The following is a 16,904-nucleotide window of genomic DNA, read 5'->3' on the forward strand; positions in this document are numbered from 1 at the left end:
TCAGTTACGGCTTTCGTTTCCCGTGACCGCGCGCCCCACCCTCCCTACTCCACCGTCACCGACTTCGCCAGATTCCTCGGCTTGTCGATATCCGCCCCCCTGATGCACGCCGCATGATACGCGAGCAACTGCAACGGCACGACGTGCAATATCGGCGACAACAACCCGTAATAATCCGGCATCCTCATCACCGAGACCCCGTCGCCGTTATCGATCCGTGTGTCCGCGTCGGCGAACACGAAGAGCTGCCCGCCGCGCGCACGCACTTCCTGCATGTTCGACTTGAGCTTCTCGAGCAACGCGTCGTTCGGCGCGATCGTCGCCACCGGCATCGTGTCCGTCACGAGCGCGAGCGGCCCGTGCTTCAGCTCGCCCGCCGGATACGCCTCCGCGTGAATGTACGAGATCTCCTTGAGTTTCAGCGCCCCCTCGAGCGCGATCGGATAGTGCAGCCCGCGCCCGAGAAACAGCGCGTTCTCGTGGCGCGCGAACTCGTCCGCCCAGCGCGCGACCAGCGGCTCGAGCGCAAGCACGTCCTCGAGCGCGCCGGGCAGCCGGCGCAGTTGCTGCGTGTAGCGCGCGAGCTGCGCGTCGTCGACGTAGCCGCGCATCCGCCCGAGCGTGACCGCCAGCGTGAACAGCGCGACGAGCTGCGTCGTGAACGCCTTCGTCGACGCCACGCCGATTTCCGGACCCGCCCGCGTCAGGAAGCGCAGCCCGGCCTGCCGCATCATCGCGCTCGTCGGAACGTTGCAGATCGCGAGCGTATCGATGTGGCCGAGCGCCTGCGCGTACTTCAGCGCGGCGAGCGTATCGGCCGTCTCGCCCGATTGCGACACGACGACGATCAGCGTGTTCGGCATCGCAACCGCGTCGCTGTACCGGTACTCGCTCGCGATCTCGACCTGCGCCGGTATCCGCGCAACCGTCTCGAGCCAGCGGCGCGCGGTCAGCCCCGCGTAGTGGCTCGTTCCGCACGCGAGAATCAGCACGTTGTCGATCTGCTCGAATGCGCGTCGCGCGTCGTGGCCGAACACCGCCGGATCGAAGAGCCCGGCATCGGGAATCGTCGCGGCAACCGCGCGCGGCTGCTCGAAGATCTCCTTCTGCATGAAGTGCCGGTAAGCGCCGAGCTCGACCGTGCCCTGCGTCGACGCAACGGTCTGCACCGCGCGCACGACCGGCCCGCCGTTGCGATCGACGATCCGCACACCGCCCGGCGTCAGCTCGACGATGTCGCCTTCTTCGAGAAAGATGAACTGGTCGGTGATGCCGGCCAGCGCGAGCGCGTCCGACGCGAGGAAGCACTCGCCGTCCTTCAGGCCGACGACGAGCGGCGAGCCGACGCGCGCGCCGATCAGCCGGTTCGGCTCCGTCTTGCTGAACACCGCGATCGCATACGCGCCGCGCAATTGCGTCGTCGCGTCGCGCACGGCGGACAGCAGATCGCCGCGGTACCTGCTGTGGATCAGATGCGCGACGACCTCGGTATCGGTCTGTCCGTCGAATTCGTAATGCTGGCTGGCGAGTTGCATGCGCAGCGCTTCGTGATTCTCGATGATGCCGTTGTGAACGAGCGCGATGTGATCGCGCGAGAAGATCGGGTGCGCATTGCACGTCGCGGGCGCGCCATGTGTCGCCCAGCGTGTGTGCGCGATGCCCGTGGTGCCGGTCAGGCCGGCCGTGCGCACGTGCGCCTCGAGATCGGCGACGCGCGATACGCTGCGCGCGCGCCGCGCCTCGCCGTCCACCACGGTCGCAACGCCGCACGAGTCGTAGCCGCGATATTCGAGGCGACGCAGGCCTTCGATCAGAATCGGAACGATGTTCCGTTGCGCTACCGCGCCGACGATCCCACACATGACTCGTTACCTCCGATGACCTGCGATGCCTGCGCGCGTCTTCTTCTGCGCGGCGCGGCAGCGGCCGACGCGGTTGTGAATCCGCAGCGCGCGGGCGCGACCGGATCGGCCATCCTGCTTTCGAATGCCAGGTAGAGCGCTTCCTCGAGCACGTTCCAGTGCGGGCCGTGCCGGTACGGACCGGAGCGCGCGTGCCAGCACGCGACGGTGTTCCAGTCGTTCATCTTGTATGCGACGAGCGCGATCAGCCCCCACGGGAAATCGGTGCCCGCCAGTTGCAGCCATGTCTTGCCGTAGCGATGCATCCATTGCGCGTAGATCGTCGCATTCGATTGATCGGGCACGCGGATGCCCGACAGGATCGGGAAGATCTGCGCGACCTTCTCCGGATAGAAGCTCATGTCGCCGATCTGCTGCGTGCTCGCCCGGAATCCCGACTGCGCGCCGCGCCAGAACACCTGCAGGATCGCGGCGGACAGACGGTCCGCGCGCTGGCTCCACGGGCCCGCGTGCGCGTAGTCGGCATGGCGGATGTAATACGCGGCGAGCGCCTGCAGCGCGCTGTGCACTTCGACGTTGTCCATCAACAGCGCGACGTGCAGCGTCGGCGAGATCTGGTAGACGCCCGTGCGCTTGTCGAGCAGCGTGTCGAGATGCGCGCTCGCGCGCGCGAGGCTGCGCGCCCAGCTAGCCGGCATCCCGCCCGGCGGCGCGAAGCGCGCGAGCAGCTCCATCCACGTCGCCATCATCGCGTCGTCCGCGTCCGCGTCCGCGCAGGCCGTGTATTGGCCGTCCTTCAGGCAGAAGCGGTTGAAGCCGCCGTCGGCGCGCTGGCGCGGCAGCAGCCATGCGATCCATGCGCGCGCGGCCTGGCGCGCGTCGAGCTGCGCGTCGGACGCGGCGAGCAGCGCCTTCGCGGCGAAGTACGGATCGATGCCGGCCCCGTTCAGGCGCACGGTGATCGCGCCGTCGGGCCGCTGGTAGTAGCCGGTCAGTTGCAGCTCGGCGGCGTTCGCGCACAGCGCGAGTCCGCACATCGCGAGCGACGCCGCGCGCGACGCGCGGCGTAGCAGAAGACGGGCCGCCCCGCATGTGCGAGCGGCCGCGGCGAGCGCGGGCCGGTTCATGATGTCGTGCGCTTTCCGCGCGGTTGTGCTTCGAAGTCGCCGGCGCGGCCGAAGCCGCGCGCGGCGACATGCTCACTGCCTATTGCATCGCTACAGTTTCGCGCTCGTGAACGTCAGGCTCGTGCCGGCGCCGGCAATCACGAGCCAGTTCGTCGAATCGGAGCCATCGACGGCGGCTACGCCTTGCGTCACGACCGGCATCGCATACTTCGCCTTCGGCAGCAGCCACGTCATGTCCGCGAGGCTCGTCGGATGGCTCGCGTTGAACGTCCAGCTCGCCCCCATGTCGGTTGCCGTCCACGTGACGTTCAGCCGCGAGCGGTCGAAGTTCGTGATGTCGCTCATCGTGTACCACCTGAACTGGCCGAGCTGCTTCAGCGCATTCGCCTGCGTGAAGATCGACGCCAGCACGGTCGGGTAGAACGACGCGCCGTACGGGTGCGCGTAGATCAGCCGGCTCGTTCGGTTCGCGACGACGAAGTTCATCAGGTTCGCGTACCAGTTCGCGATGTCGTTGATCGACACGCCGTACTGCTGGAACTCCTCGAACGTCGCGTACTTGCCGAACGGCATCACCGGATACGCCCACAGGCCCGGGTTCAGCAGCGCGCCGTTGCGATACGCGCGCGTCGGCTCGGAGCCGGTGTGGCCCGTGAAGTAGTAGCCGTTGAAGCCGTTGCTTTCGAGCCAGTTCACGGACCAGGTCGGCGTGTTGCCTTCGGGCGCCGCGTATTCGACGTCGGGCAATCCGGTCGCCGTCATCACCGCCGAATGGTTCATCGTCAGATACTGCTGGAACGTGCTCTGGTTCGTCTCGCTCGCATACGCGCCCCAGTAGTCGTGAATCCAGCCGCCGTGGCTGCCGACGTGGTGCCCCTTCGTCAGGAAGTATTTGACGAGGTTCAGCGCGGTCGGGTTGTAGTCGAGGTTGATGCCGTTGCCGTCGCCGAACGTCGCTTCGTCGGGGCCGGCGGTGATCACGATCGAGAACGGCCCGTTCGTCCACACGCCAAGGCTCTTCAGGTACATCGCCGGCTGGATCTGGTCTTCCGCGCAGAAGTGCCAGTTGAGCACGAGCCCGGCCTTCGCCCTCGGCAGGTTCGACAGCGACGGCAGATTCAGCAGGTTCGTGCCGAAGTAGTGCAGGTAGCCGTGGATCAGCATCCCATCGGTCTGGCCGTCGAGATACGCGAGCGGCAGGTTCACGAACAGCACGCCGCCGTTGCCGTACGTGTTGTAGCCGGACACGAGGCCGAAGCTCGGCGACGTCAGGATCGTCGTGCCGGTGTACGTGCCTTGCGTGACGAAGCTCGGATACGTGAGGAACCCGTACACGTAGCCCGAAATGCCTTCGAGCGTGTCGGTCTGCGTGCTGGTCGTCGCAAGCAATGTGTTCGTCTTGGCCGTCACGGTCTTCGTCAGCGAGCTCGCGCTGTACGTGCCCGACTTCACCGGCTGGCCCGTGACGAAGCCCGTCAGTTTCGGCGAGGTCGACGTGAACGCGCCCTTGCCATCCTTCGGCAGCGTGTAGCCGAACCATGCACTGTGGTTGTAGCCCTTCAGGCCGCCAGGATTCGACGGGCTCGCGCTCAGGTACATCACCGCGCCCGAGGTCGCCGTGCCCGTCGTGCCGGTGGCGGCGGCCGGCAGCGTGCTCGTGGTCGTGGTCGCGGACGTCGTCGTCCACGGCATCGACTTGCCGGGCGGCACCTGAAGCGTGCGCAGCCAGCTACTCATGCCGGTCACGTTGCCGAGGCCGATCATGTTGCCGAGCAACTGGCTGTACAGCACGTAGTCGACGCCGACCATCGAGCTGAAGCGCGACTTCGGAACCGGGTAGAAGCCCGCCGAATTCAGCACGCCGAAGTCATAGACGAGCATCACCTTGCCGCCGTTCAGCGCGTAGTTCTGGATCGCGGTGACGAGCGTGTCGTCGGCAACCGTATGCACCTGGTCTGGCAGGATGAGGCCGGGATACTGCGACAGCGTCGCGCCCGCCAGCATGAACTGGCTGTCCGTCATCACCTTGATCTGGAGTCCTTCCTCCTGCGCGCTGTCGAGCCAGGCGGACACTCTCGGGTCAGGCAGCGTGAGCGTATCCGGAACCAGCAACAGCAGTTGATTGGTGGCCGCGCGCGCGCCGCCTGGGCTGAACGCGAACGCGAGCGCGAACAACGCGAACACGACCCGCAAGAATTTGCCTGACTTCGCCAACATGATGCGCTCCTCTCTACAGGAAGGGCGGCTCGCGACCGGCCGCGATGCGGCCAGCGCGCCGTGCAGCGGACCGGTCCGGACCTCGTGGATGTGATGGCCGTCCATCACGCCGGCACGCTGTCCGGCGTCCTCCGATGACGGCGCCGCCTCGTATCCGGCATGGCACTGCGATCGGACCTCCCCCCGGTAGAAGCGAGCTCCGTGCCATTTGCTTCGGATGCCCGAACGATCGGACTCTGTGGCCGCCCGGGCGGGTCATCCCTGACGAAATCTCGCGAAATCGTCTCAGCACTGATACGGAGAAAGCTCTTCTTGCCGGCCGCTCAGGGCGGCTCCCGCGTCAGCGCGCCGCGCCAGCTCGCGCAATAGCTGTAGAGCGTGACGAGCAGCCCGATCAGGAGCGGCGCGCCGAGCACGAAATAGCAGAACGGCACGAACAGCAGCGAGCCGTGATAGATCACGACCGCATGCAGCAGCAGCACGAACGGCAGCGCGAGCACGAAATAGCCGAGCACGAGCAGCGACGCGAACGCCTTCTGCGCGAAGGAGAAATCGAGCGGGTAGTAGAGCGCGGCCATCACGAGCGGAATCAGTGCGATCGCCGCGACGTTCATCACGAACACGTCTCGCAAATGAAGCAGCGCGTCGTACGGGAACGCGCCGGGCGTCGCTACGCCGGGCGTCGCCACGCCGGGCGTAGCGATGCCTGACGCCGCGGCGGCGGCCGGACCGTACATCGCCCAGAAATACACGCAGATCATCAGTTGCGCGAACGCGGCGATCCGTAGCAGATACGCAACGGGCAACCATTTCGTCCGACGAACGAACGTCGCGCCGCAGACCGCCGCGCAGACCGCCGCGGTCGCGAGCAGCAGCGCGCCGCTCGGCATCCGTGCGGCGAGATTGATCGACAGCAGCGGCACGCGCGGCGCGCGCGCCGGGTAGCCGAGCACGACCGCGGTCAGCGACGGATCGAGCTGCCGCGCGCCCCAGCCGACGACCGCGCGCCAGTACCGCCACGCGTACGGCAGCGCGAGCCACAGCAGCGCGTACAGCGGGGGCGTGAGGAGCGCGGCCGATGCGAGCCAGCGCCGCGGATGCGCGTGCGTGCGCAGCGAGCGATCGTCGGGCGGCGGGACGGGGTCGATGTCCATGCGGCCCGCCCGTCACCACCGATAGAACATCCCGACTTCGCCGCCGATGCGCGAGTAGTACGGGTTGTGGTAGTAATCGAACTCGACTTGCGTGCCCCACTTGCGGGTGAACCAGTAGCGCCACTTCAGCGACACCTCGTGGCTGCGGAAATCAGTGATCTGCGCGTTGTTGCCGGTCGCCTGGTACGCCTCGCGGCCGAAGCCGCCGCGCAGCACGATCTGGCTCTTGCCGACCTCGCCGTAGGTGATCGCGCCGTAGTAGGCGGGCGCCTTCACCGAGCCCGGCGAATCGACCGTGTAGTTCCAGCCCGCCTCGAAAATCCACTTCGGCACCGCATACCAGATCGCGCCGAGGTGATAGAGCTGATCGCGGTGGCCGTTGCGGTTCCACGCGTAGCCCGCGCCCGCCGACAGCACGAGCGACCGGTTCGACAGCAGCTTGCGGTTGAGCGACAGATCGACGCGCGCGCTCGGCAGGATCGTGCCGGACGTCGTGCCGGCGAACCCGATGCCGCCGAACCAGTTCGGCCCCATGTCCTGGATGTATGTGATCGCGCCGAGCTGCGTGCTTTCGTGGAAGCGGTGCAATTGCGCGAGCTCGCCGATGATCGTGCGGCCGCCCGCCTGATAGAGCCCGCGCAGATGCACGCCGTACCAGTCGCCATAGCCGTTCGTCAGGTGCGCCATCGAGTACGCGAGCGACAGCTCGGTGTGCCGTTGCGCCGGCGCCTGCACGTGCGTGACGATCGCTTCCGGCAGCGTCGGCCGGTTTTCCTGGTCCGGCGTGACCTCGGCGAGCGGCCAGCCGTCGGGCATGCCTTCCGAGCCGACCTTCACGAGCGCCGTGTCGTCGAACCGGCGCGGAACGATGACGAGCGGCGCGGCGGGCGGCGGCGCGGAAAGAGGCGCGGATTGCGATGCGGCGGCCGCCGGCGCGGATGCGATCGCGGACGGCGCGGGCGACGGTGCAGGAGAAGTGACTGCTGGCAGCGCCGATGGCGCAGCGGACGGCGCGGGCTGCGCGACGAGCGCCGCGGCCATGACGGCCGCGTCAGCCTGCGCGCCGGCCGGCCCGGACGACGCGATCGAAGCGGCGGCCGGCACATCGGCGTAAGCCGCCGCCGCGCGCGCGTACGGCGCGCCGTACGCGCACGCGAGCGCGAGCGCGGCGACAGGGACGGGCGGGCCGCGTCGGCAACGAAGCGCATGCATGTTGGTCTCCTCGTTACGACGCGTGATACCAGCCGCTGCGCCACGCGACGAGGTCGCCATGCACGCAGGCGTGGCCGACGACCGACACGTCGCGCGCGCACGCGCTGACCGGATGATCGGCCGCCCCGATGCGCGCGCCCGTCAGCCGCAGCAGCCCGCCCGCGGACACGACGCCGTCGATGCAGCTCGCGTCGTCGAGCAGCACGTCGTCGCGCGCGAACACCGCGCCGTTCAGCAGCGCCTCGCACTCGAGCACGACGCTGTGCGCCTTCACGCTGCCGATCAGCACGCAGCCTTCGCCGAGCGTCAGCCGGCCGTCGACGATCAGCGTGCCGTGCAGGATCGTGTGCGACGGCAGGCGGATGTCGCGCTGCACCAGATAGCGGCCGTCGAGCACGCGGTGCGGCACGCAGGCGAGCCTGCTCGCGAGCGACATCGCGCGGCGCGGCGTCAGCGCATCGTCGCGGCCGAGCGCGCGCGAGAGGCGGCCGAACACGATCGGCGTGCCGTGCAGGTTCGAGAAGCCGCCGCAGCCGTGAACGCGCACCGCCTGTCCGACGACCGCGCCGCGCACGAGCGTGTTGTCGATATCGATGTTCGGCGCGTACGCGAAACCGCCGAGCGTCGCGCCCGCACGCATCTCGATGCGCTCCTCGGCGAACGCGTACGTCGCGTGCGAGCCCGCGCCGAGCGAGATCGTCCGGTCCGCGTACAGCACGTCGTCGCGCCAGTCGCCGCGCGCGAGCCGGAGCGCGTCGACGTGCTCGACGCGCAGGCCGAGCGCCTGCCAAGGCGGCGCCGCGTCGTCCCGCGCGGGCGGCTCGCCGCGCGCGCTCACGCGCAGCGCATCGAGCCACTGCGCGGCGCGGCGCGGATAGTCGACGAACGGCCCCTCGCCGATCGGCAGCGCGGCGACGTCGCTGCGCTTCACCAGCTCGTTCAGGAGCGGCAGGAACGGCAGCGTGAGCATTCCCGCCACCGGCATCATCACGTTGAAGGTCGTCATCGCTCATCGTCCCGATTTCAGCGGCCGGCGAAAGCGCTCGGTCTTGTCCCAACGCAGCTCGCGACGCAGCAGCGCGTCGAGCGCAAGCCCCCACAGCGCGGCGACGACGGCCGCGATCATCACGCAGAATCCGACGACGTTCACCGGCACGAGCCGCAGCCGCGTCGCGCGGCCGTCGAGGCGCGCCGCGACGACGATCTCGAAGAACACGCCGAAGTTGCCGAACGTGCTGAACGCGAACAGCGCGAACACGGACACGAGCAGGCCAAGCGCGAGCGAATCGATGCCGTTCGTCAGATACAGCGCGAGCGCGATGCCCCACGCGAGCGCAAGCAGCGCGGGCATCATGAACACGCCGAGCAGCAGCGCGCCGTCGAGCCGGCAGCGCCGCGACGTCACCGGGCTGCGCAGCAGCGGAATCAGGTAGCGGCACAGCGCCTGGTTGTGCCCCTTCGCCCAGCGCGTGAGCTGGCGCGCGCGCACGGGCCACCGCTCCGGCACTTCCTCGTAGCACTCCGCATGGTTCAGGTAGACCGTGCGCCAGTCGCTCAGCAGCAGCCGGTAGGTCATGTCGGTGTCTTCGGCGAGCGTGTCGTCGCGCCAGCCGCCCGCCGCGTCGAGCGCGCTCTTGCGAACCCCGCCGGCCGTGCCGCCGTACTGCGGCACGAGGCCGAGGTTGTTGCGCGCCTGCTGGTTCACCTGATAGCCGCCCGCGCGCTCGAGATCGAGCAGGCGCGCGAGCAGGTTGCGATCGGCGTTCTGCGGCACGACGCGGCCCATCACCGCGCCCACTTCCGGATCGAAGAACGGCGCGACCAGTTCCTTGAGCAGGTCCGGGCGAGGCAGGTAGTCGGCGTCGAACACGACCATGATGTCGCCGCGGATCTCGCGCAGCGCGTCCTTCAGCGCCGCCGCCTTGCCCGGCTTGCCGCTCTCGCGGTGAAATGGCTTGATCAGATCGGGCGCGCGCGCCTGCACCTCGTCGATCAGCGCGCGCGTGTTGTCGGTCGAGCGGTCGTTGACCGGGACGATCGTCAGCCGGTCGCGCGGATAGGTCGTCGCGAGGAGCGCCGTCAGGCAATCGACGACGACCGCCTCCTCGTTGTGCGCGGCGACGAACACCGTGATCTCCGGCCAGTCCGCGTGCGTGATCGCGCGGTACGGCGCGCGCTGCGGCCTGAACAGGCGGTCGAGACTGAAGACGTAGTGGCGCGACGCGTAGACGCCGGTCAGCAGCGCGAATATCCACAGGTATGCCGCGCCCAGGCCGACGACGATCCCGCTGCCGGACACCTGCGGCTTGTCGACGGCGGGCGGCCGGGCGGCCGCGAAAGGCCGCCCGGCATCGAACGATGCGGGCTGCGCGAGCGCAAACGCAATCGCCTCCGCGTGCGGCCGGCTCGGTTCCGCGAACGCGCGAACCTGCGCGGCGCGCGCGAGCGGCGCGGCCGGAAGCGAGACGGACGCCGGCCGCACCGCGGTATCGCGCACGGCCAGCGAACACGCGAACACGATCAGCAACAGCACGCATTGCACGCACAACGACATCGCTCGCCGGTTCTTCATGCTCGTGTCCCCGTGCCCGCATCGGCGGCGACTGTGCTCGCCCCCCGCACGGACTTGCAAAAGGAAACCGGCGCCGCGCGTCGCGCACGTATCGCTCATCGCGCGTCGCCGCCTGTCGCCGCCGCGTCGCTGAACTGAACGCGCGCCGCACCGCCGGTTTTCGGTTTCGTCACATTGGCCGTTCCTTTGGTGTGCTGACGTCGTATCGCGTCGGAACGGATCTGCGCTGGTTCAAAGCAAAGGACGAGCCATCGTTCGGAAAAGACCGCGCGACAAGGGTTTCGCGACGAAGGCGGATTGCCGCCGCCGGCGCACGCGCAGCGTTTTGATTCATCGGCGAATCAACGCCGGGGAAACCGGCACGCGCGGCGTGCCCCGGAAGACCGCACGCGTTGCGCGTGCGAACGGCCCGCGCGGCGCGCGTTGCCGCCGCATACGATTGGCCTTTGCCTGCATCCGGCCCCCTCTTCGCATGGCCGCGACCGGCCGAGAGCAAGCCGCCGAACGCCCGCGTTTCAGAATCGATACGTTTCGCCGCGGCGGCGGCCGCTGCCTGCCTTCGGCCGGCGGCGGCCAGGAAATCCCTGACGCAATCCGCCGCGCGGCGCACGTCGCGCGCGGGGCCGGCCGTGCGCGCGCGAGACCCACGCGCGTCAAAGGTTCCGGGCCGACGCTCCCGCCGACGGCCGCGCCCCGCGCCACGACGGCATCCGCACATCGCGCGCGCGCCGCGCGGCGCGCGCGCGATTCCGGACGCCGCGACCGGACGCCGTAACAGCCGCGAGACGTTCCCGCGCGCCGGCGCGGCGTTCAGCCCTGCGCGGCGCGGCCGCGACGACGCTGGTTTGAATATTGCTCGACAGTGGTCGAGGCAGCGCGCCGGATACGAAGCGCACGGACGTGCGCGACACGCGCCGCCGATTCACGACATCACGAGGAGCGATTCATGACGTGACCCGCCCATCGCGACGGACCCGGCCCGCCGCCACGGGATTCGCGCCGCGAATCCGGGCGCATGCGCCGGGCCCGGACGTCGTAGCACCGTCGTGCGGCGCGCAGCGGACCTCGGCTCGCGCAACCGCGCGGCTCGATTCGCCGCGCCGCGCGCTCACGCCCGCGCCTTGCGGCGCACGGCCGTCGCGCCGGGTGCCGAATCGACCGGAACAACCGTGAACCGGGGATCAAGATGAAGAAAATCCTGCTTGCGTTCGGCACTCGTCCCGAGGCCATCAAAATGGCGCCGCTCGTGCGCACGCTGCAGACGCGAGCCGATGTCGACGCGCGGGTATGCGTGACCGCCCAGCATCGGCAGATGCTCGACCAGGTGCTTGCGCTGTTCGACATCGCCCCCGCATACGATCTGAACGTGATGCGGCAAAGCCAGACGCTGACCGACGTGACGACGGGCATCCTCCAGACGATCGGCGCCGTGTTCGACGACTTCGATCCAGACATCGTGCTCGTGCACGGCGACACGACGACGACGCTCGCGGTGAGCCTCGCCGCGTTCTACCGCTACTTGCCGATCGGCCACGTGGAGGCGGGGCTGCGCAGCGGCGACGTCTGGTCGCCGTGGCCCGAGGAGCTGAACCGGCGCGTAACGGACGCGGTGTCGTCATGGCACTTCGCGCCGACCGAGCGCGCGCAGCACAACCTGTTCAGCGAAGGCGTGCCGACGGAAGGCGTCGTGCTGACCGGCAATACCGTGATCGACGCGCTGCACGACGTGAAGCGCATGCTCGACGCCGACGCGCCGCTCGCGCGCGAAATCGCCGCGCAGTATCCGTTTCTCGGCCGCGACGAGCGCGTCGTGCTGATCACCGGCCATCGGCGCGAGAGCTTCGGCGAGCCGTTCGCGCATTTCTGCGACGCGCTGCGCACCCTCGCGCTCCGCTATCCGGACGTGCGCTTCGTCTATCCGCTGCATCTGAATCCGAACGTGCAAAGGCCCGCGCATTCGCTGCTCGACGGCCTGCCGAACATCCACCTGATCGTGCCGCAGGAATATCTGTCGTTCGTCTTCCTGATGTCGCGCGCGCATTTCATCATCACCGATTCGGGCGGCATCCAGGAGGAAGGGCCCGCGCTCGGCAAACCGGTGCTCGTCACGCGCGACACGACCGAGCGGCCGGAAGCGATCCAGGCGGGCACCGCGCGGCTCGTCGGCACGAACACCGAGCGGATCGTCGGCGAGGCGTCGCGGCTCCTCGACGACGGCGACGCATACGACGAGATGTCGCGCGCGACGAATCCGTATGGCGACGGCCACGCGAGCGAGCGCATCGTTCATGCGCTGCTGGACAGGCCGCACGCGACCGACACGGCCCGCTTCCCGCTCGCCGCGCTCGAAGCGCCGCGCAACGCGCTCGCGCTCGGTCTGCATGCGCTGAGGTCCGCATGAGCGTGATCGTCTGGCGGCACGCGAGCCGCGGCGTCTGCGCGAGCGCTCGGGCGGGCGACGTGTGCGCTTGCGCGCGCGGCTGCCATCCGGTGATCGGACGGCGGCGGGTCGCGTCGCTGCCGGCGCGGATCGGCGGCGGTTGCGGCGGATTCGGCTGCGAACACGGGCCGCGCGCGACGCAGTGTCCGGCGGGGCGGTGTTGCCGGCAGCGGTGACGCGTGACGCGCAGGACGCGGATCGCCGCACGCGGCAAACGTGAACGAAGGGAAGCGCGATGCGTGCTGATGTGCGCCGATGCGTCCGCGCACCATGCCGAACGAAACGGCGAAAAACGAAGGATGCCGAAAGACCTGCCGCCCTGCCGGGACGGCGGACGCGCGGCCTGCGCCGGATGAAGAAGAACGCGGATGAAGGCGCTCGCCCGCCAGGGCTTTTGCGCTGTTCATCCGCGTCCGATATGCGTTGGTAGGCTCGATTGGATTCGAACCAACGACCCCCACCATGTCAAGGTGGTGCTCTAACCAACTGAGCTACGAGCCTGTGTGAGGCGCGAATTATAGAGAGCCTCTTGCGGGCGCACAAGCTCTTTTTAGAAAATTCTTCGATCGATCGCTCGACGGCGACAGGACGCGCACAGCCGATCGCGCGGCCGGCGGGCCGACCCGCCCGCTCGGAAAGACGCGGCGCCGCTCACCCCCGCGCCGCCGCGGCCAGCACCTGCGCGACGAGCGGATGATGCTGGCCGCGATGCGACCGGATCGCATGGATCTCCTCGGTCACGCCTTCCGCGCGCCCGAGCCGCCGCAGCCCGCGCAGCAGCGCGACGTCGCCCGCGCCCGGCTCGCTGAGCGGAAACACGCCGAGGCCGCGCGCGGCGAACACGGCCATCAGTGCGCTGTCCTCGAACTCGCCGACGATCCGCGGCCGGATTCCGTGCGCGTCGAACCAGCGATCGAGCCGCGCGCGCAGCGCCGCGTGCACCGTCGGCAGCAGCACGGGCAGGTCGGCCAGGCACTGCGGAAAGCGGCCGCGCGCCGCCGACGCGATCGCTGTCGGCCCGTACCAGTCGACGGGCGACGCGACGATCCGCTCGCTCGCGAGCCGCAGGTTCACGCGGCGCGGCGCGGGCTCGCCCGCGAGCACGAGATCGAGCCGATGCAGCGCGAGTTCGGCAAGCAATTCCTCGTATTCGCCGTCGTGACACAGCAGCCGCAGCGACGGCGCCGCGAGCGCGGGCGCGAGCACCGCGTGCGCGGTGAGCTTCGAGATGCCGTCCGTCAGGCCGACCGCGAGCCGCGCGCTCTCGCCGCGCGCCGCTTCGCGCACCTCGTCCTCGATCAGTTGGCCGATCCGGAAGATCTCCTCGGCGCGCGCGAACGCGGCCTGCCCGGCTTCCGTCATCGTCACGCCGCGCCCCGCCGGCTTCAGCAACTGGTGCCCGATCGATCTTTCCAGCTCGCGCACCTGCGCGCTGATCGTCTGCACGGCCATGTCGAGCCGCTCGGCCGCGCGCGCGAAGCCGCCTTCCTTCACGACGACCCAGAAGTAATACAGATGGCGAAAATTCAGCATCGCGCCCCTCGCTCCGTCGTCATCGACACTTCGTAAAAACCGAATCATAAGTCAGATTTCAACTGATTTTTACGAAACATGAAAGCGCCGATCATCACGGCTTCGACATGCGATCCATCCGCCCAAACCACCACGATCATGGACTACCTGCTGACCCTCGCCGCCGATCCCGCTGTCTGGGCCGCGCTCGTGACACTCGTCGCAATGGAAATCGTGCTCGGCATCGACAACCTGATCTTCATCTCGATCCTGAGCAACAAGCTGCCCGAAGCGCGGCGCGAGCGCGCGCGGCGCCTCGGCATCGGGCTCGCGCTGATCTTCCGTCTCGCGCTGCTCGGCACCGTTGCGTGGATCGCGCGGCTCACCGAACCGGTGTTCGCGCTGTTCGACCACGCGTTCTCGTGGCGCGACCTGATCCTGATCTCGGGCGGGCTGTTCCTCGTCTGGAAGGCGACGAAGGAGATGCATCATCACGTATCGCACGACGGCGCGAACGAAGGCAGCTCGACGAACGGCGCCGGCCTGACGATGTGGGCGGCGGTGAGCCAGATCCTGATGCTCGACATCGTGTTCTCGATCGACAGCATCGTCACCGCGGTCGGCATGACGACGCACATCCCGATCATGTTCGTCGCGGTAATCGCGGCCGTCACGGCGATGCTGTTCGCGTCCGGCCCGCTGTCGCGCTTCATCGATCGCCATCCGACCATCGTGACGCTCGCGCTGAGCTTCCTGATGGTGATCGGCATGACGCTGATCGCGGAAGGCTTCGGCTCGCACGTGCCGAAGGGGTACATCTACGCGGCGATGGCGTTCTCCGCGTTCGTCGAGGGAATGAACATGCTGGCGCGGCGCGCGAAGGACAAGCGCGCGAAGCGAATCGCCGCGCATTGACGCGGCGCGACGTGAACGGTTGCCCGGTTCGGCTCGATCGGGCCGCGCGACGCGAATAGGCGACGGCACGACTCGGCGCGCGGCGTCGGCCGCGATGCGCCGCCGACACGCCCGGCTTCATGCATCGCGGTCCAGTGTCCGAATCCGCGCCCTAGGGTCTGTTTACATACGGAACGCCCATGCGAATGCCCGAAATCGCCCGTAGGGCAAGAAGCGAGGAGCGCGGTTTGGCCGAGCCAAACAAGCGACGAGCGACGCCGCCCTACGGGCGATTTCGGGCATTCCCCTGGAATGAATTTCAAGTTTGGGGTTGCCACGAGAACGGCCGCTCGCCGCGTTGCGCTCCTTGCGAATACGTCCAGTATTCGCAGCGTCGCGCGCCTCGCGAGCGGCCGTTCTCGTGGCAACGCATGGGCGTTCCGTATGTAAACAGACCCTAGATCGGACAGTCGGTAAACAGATCGAGCACCTGCGTAAAGAACGCTCTCGCCTGCGCGTCGTCGCGCAAATCGAGTCCGGCCGAATCGCCGCCGTAGACGCCGCTCGACTGCGCACGCGCGTGCGCATGGCGTCGCGCATAGTCGACCGCTTCGCCGAGATCCTGCCGGAACCGCTCGATAACGCCCGGCCGCGTCTGCGGCCCCGTCACGCACATGTGCAGCGCGTCCGGATGCTGAAGCCCGTTGAAGCGCCAACCGTGCCGACGCATGCAGTCGTTCACGTGATAGACGTCGAACGCGTCCGATGCGAACGCGAAGCAGAACGTCGGCTTGCCGAGCACACGCAGCTCCGGGATCGCGCGAACCGCGGCCTGCATGTCGAACGCCGTATCGAAGACCGCCTTTGCGCGCGCCCGATAGCCTTCGCGCCCGAGGCTGCGCAGCGCCGCCCACGTCGCCGCGATCAGCCCGCCCGAGCGGCTCCCGGCCAAGCCGGGCGAGCCGTAGACGCCGCCCACCCAGTCGGTCATCAGAAAGTACTGGTGGCGGCGAAAGCTCGCGTCGCGCCACGCGAGCACCGAGCCGCCCTTCGGGCCGTAGCCGAACTTGTGCGTATCGGCCGAAATCGACGTGACGCCCGGCAGACGAAAATCGAATGCCGGGATGTTCGGATAACCCAGTTCCTCGCCCCACGGCAGCATCCAGCCGCCGAGGCAGCCGTCGACATGCAGCCACACCTCCTTTTCGACAGCGATCTCCGATAACGCTTCGATCGGATCGATCGTCCCGTACGGGTAATTGCATGCCGAGCCGACGAGCATCACGGTATCGGCGTCGATCGCATCGCGCACGAAATCGGTGTCGACCCGCATCGTGTCGGGATCGATCGGCGCGATGATCACGTCGATGCCGAACAGATGCGCGGCCTTGCGAAACGCGGGATGCGCGGACGCCGGCCAGATCATCCGCGGCCGCTCGATGCCGCGCTCGGCGCGCGCTTTCTCGCGATACGCGAGCGTCGCATTCAGAATGCTCTCGGTGCCGCCGAGGCTCAGCGCACCGCATGCGCGATGCGAGCCGTCATGCTGTTGCACGGCTTCACCGTGCAACAGCGCGACCGTCATCTCGACGATCTCGCTTTCCATCCGGTTCATGCTCGGACACAGGTCGCGCTGCAGCGCGTTCACGTGGCTGAAGAGCCCGTACGCTTCATTCAGGAAAGCATAATGTTCGTGGTCGCCGCAGTACATCGTGCCCGAGCAGCGGCCGTTCTCCCATTTGCGATCTTCGCGTGCGGCCATCGAGCGCAGCTCTTCGAGCAAGCGCTCGCGCGGCATCCCATGTTCGGGAAATCCGTGCATCGCGCCGAATTCCGCTGCATAAGGATAGAGCCGCCTGATGCCTTCTTCGAGATCCATGACGCCCTCCTGTTCGAGGCCGGCATCGGCGTGCG

Annotated in this window: 11 protein-coding genes and 1 tRNA gene; 2 read left to right on the plus strand and 10 right to left on the minus strand. The window is 68.4% G+C overall.

Annotated elements, in window-relative coordinates:
- Window positions 1-44: 44 nt before the first annotated feature.
- From glmS to WT16_RS22630, 7 genes are all read right to left on the minus strand, one after another.
- Window positions 45-1,862 carry a glutamine--fructose-6-phosphate transaminase (isomerizing) gene (glmS, locus tag WT16_RS22600; protein WP_063534262.1) on the minus strand — a complete coding sequence of 606 codons (1,818 nt, stop codon included), beginning with the start codon at window positions 1,860-1,862 and terminating at the stop codon, window positions 45-47.
- Complete coding sequence (locus WT16_RS22605; RefSeq protein ID WP_063534263.1) at window positions 1,838-2,989, minus strand: hypothetical protein; 1,152 nt, start codon at window positions 2,987-2,989, stop codon at window positions 1,838-1,840. Before WT16_RS22605 ends, glmS begins: the two co-directional genes overlap by 25 nt.
- A gap of 90 nt (window positions 2,990-3,079) precedes the next feature.
- Complete coding sequence (locus WT16_RS22610) at window positions 3,080-5,206, minus strand: hypothetical protein (RefSeq protein ID WP_063534264.1); 2,127 nt, start codon at window positions 5,204-5,206, stop codon at window positions 3,080-3,082.
- A 323-nt stretch (window positions 5,207-5,529) separates the two neighbouring features.
- Window positions 5,530-6,360, minus strand: coding sequence for a hypothetical protein (locus WT16_RS22615; protein WP_063534265.1), 831 nt, complete (start codon window positions 6,358-6,360; stop codon window positions 5,530-5,532).
- Between the two features lie 12 nt (window positions 6,361-6,372).
- Window positions 6,373-7,572, minus strand: a complete 1,200-nt coding sequence (locus WT16_RS22620) for a YaiO family outer membrane beta-barrel protein (RefSeq protein WP_063534266.1) — start codon at window positions 7,570-7,572, stop codon at window positions 6,373-6,375.
- Between the two features lie 13 nt (window positions 7,573-7,585).
- A complete protein-coding gene (locus WT16_RS22625; RefSeq protein WP_059932960.1) occupies window positions 7,586-8,578 on the minus strand; it encodes a polymer-forming cytoskeletal protein in 993 nt (330 codons plus the stop codon).
- A gap of 3 nt (window positions 8,579-8,581) precedes the next feature.
- Window positions 8,582-10,144 carry a glycosyltransferase gene (locus tag WT16_RS22630; protein ID WP_015603879.1) on the minus strand — a complete coding sequence of 521 codons (1,563 nt, stop codon included), beginning with the start codon at window positions 10,142-10,144 and terminating at the stop codon, window positions 8,582-8,584.
- Between the two features lie 1,186 nt (window positions 10,145-11,330).
- On the opposite strand from WT16_RS22630, the gene wecB reads away from it, so the two are divergent.
- Window positions 11,331-12,545 carry a UDP-N-acetylglucosamine 2-epimerase (non-hydrolyzing) gene (wecB, locus tag WT16_RS22640; protein WP_059932967.1) on the plus strand — a complete coding sequence of 405 codons (1,215 nt, stop codon included), beginning with the start codon at window positions 11,331-11,333 and terminating at the stop codon, window positions 12,543-12,545.
- Between the two features lie 463 nt (window positions 12,546-13,008).
- Here the strand turns inward: wecB and WT16_RS22650 are convergent.
- Both WT16_RS22650 and WT16_RS22655 read right to left on the minus strand, forming a co-directional pair.
- Window positions 13,009-13,085: transfer RNA gene (locus WT16_RS22650), tRNA-Val, on the minus strand.
- Window positions 13,086-13,235: 150 nt separating this feature from the next.
- A complete protein-coding gene (locus WT16_RS22655; RefSeq protein ID WP_006028141.1) occupies window positions 13,236-14,117 on the minus strand; it encodes a LysR family transcriptional regulator in 882 nt (293 codons plus the stop codon).
- 138 nt (window positions 14,118-14,255) lie between these two features.
- Here WT16_RS22655 and WT16_RS22660 point away from each other — a divergent pair, with 138 nt between their 5' ends.
- The gene (locus tag WT16_RS22660) at window positions 14,256-15,011 is read left to right on the plus strand and encodes a TerC family protein (RefSeq protein ID WP_063534267.1); all 756 of its coding nucleotides are present in this window, start codon (window positions 14,256-14,258) and stop codon (window positions 15,009-15,011) included.
- Window positions 15,012-15,447: 436 nt separating this feature from the next.
- Here the strand turns inward: WT16_RS22660 and WT16_RS22665 are convergent, their stop codons facing one another.
- A complete protein-coding gene (locus WT16_RS22665; RefSeq protein WP_063534939.1) occupies window positions 15,448-16,869 on the minus strand; it encodes an aspartate aminotransferase family protein in 1,422 nt (473 codons plus the stop codon).
- Between the last annotated feature and the right edge of the window lie 35 nt (window positions 16,870-16,904).

The sequence above is a fragment of the Burkholderia sp. MSMB1589WGS genome, assembly GCF_001636105.1.
Classification (GTDB): domain Bacteria; phylum Pseudomonadota; class Gammaproteobacteria; order Burkholderiales; family Burkholderiaceae; genus Burkholderia; species Burkholderia humptydooensis.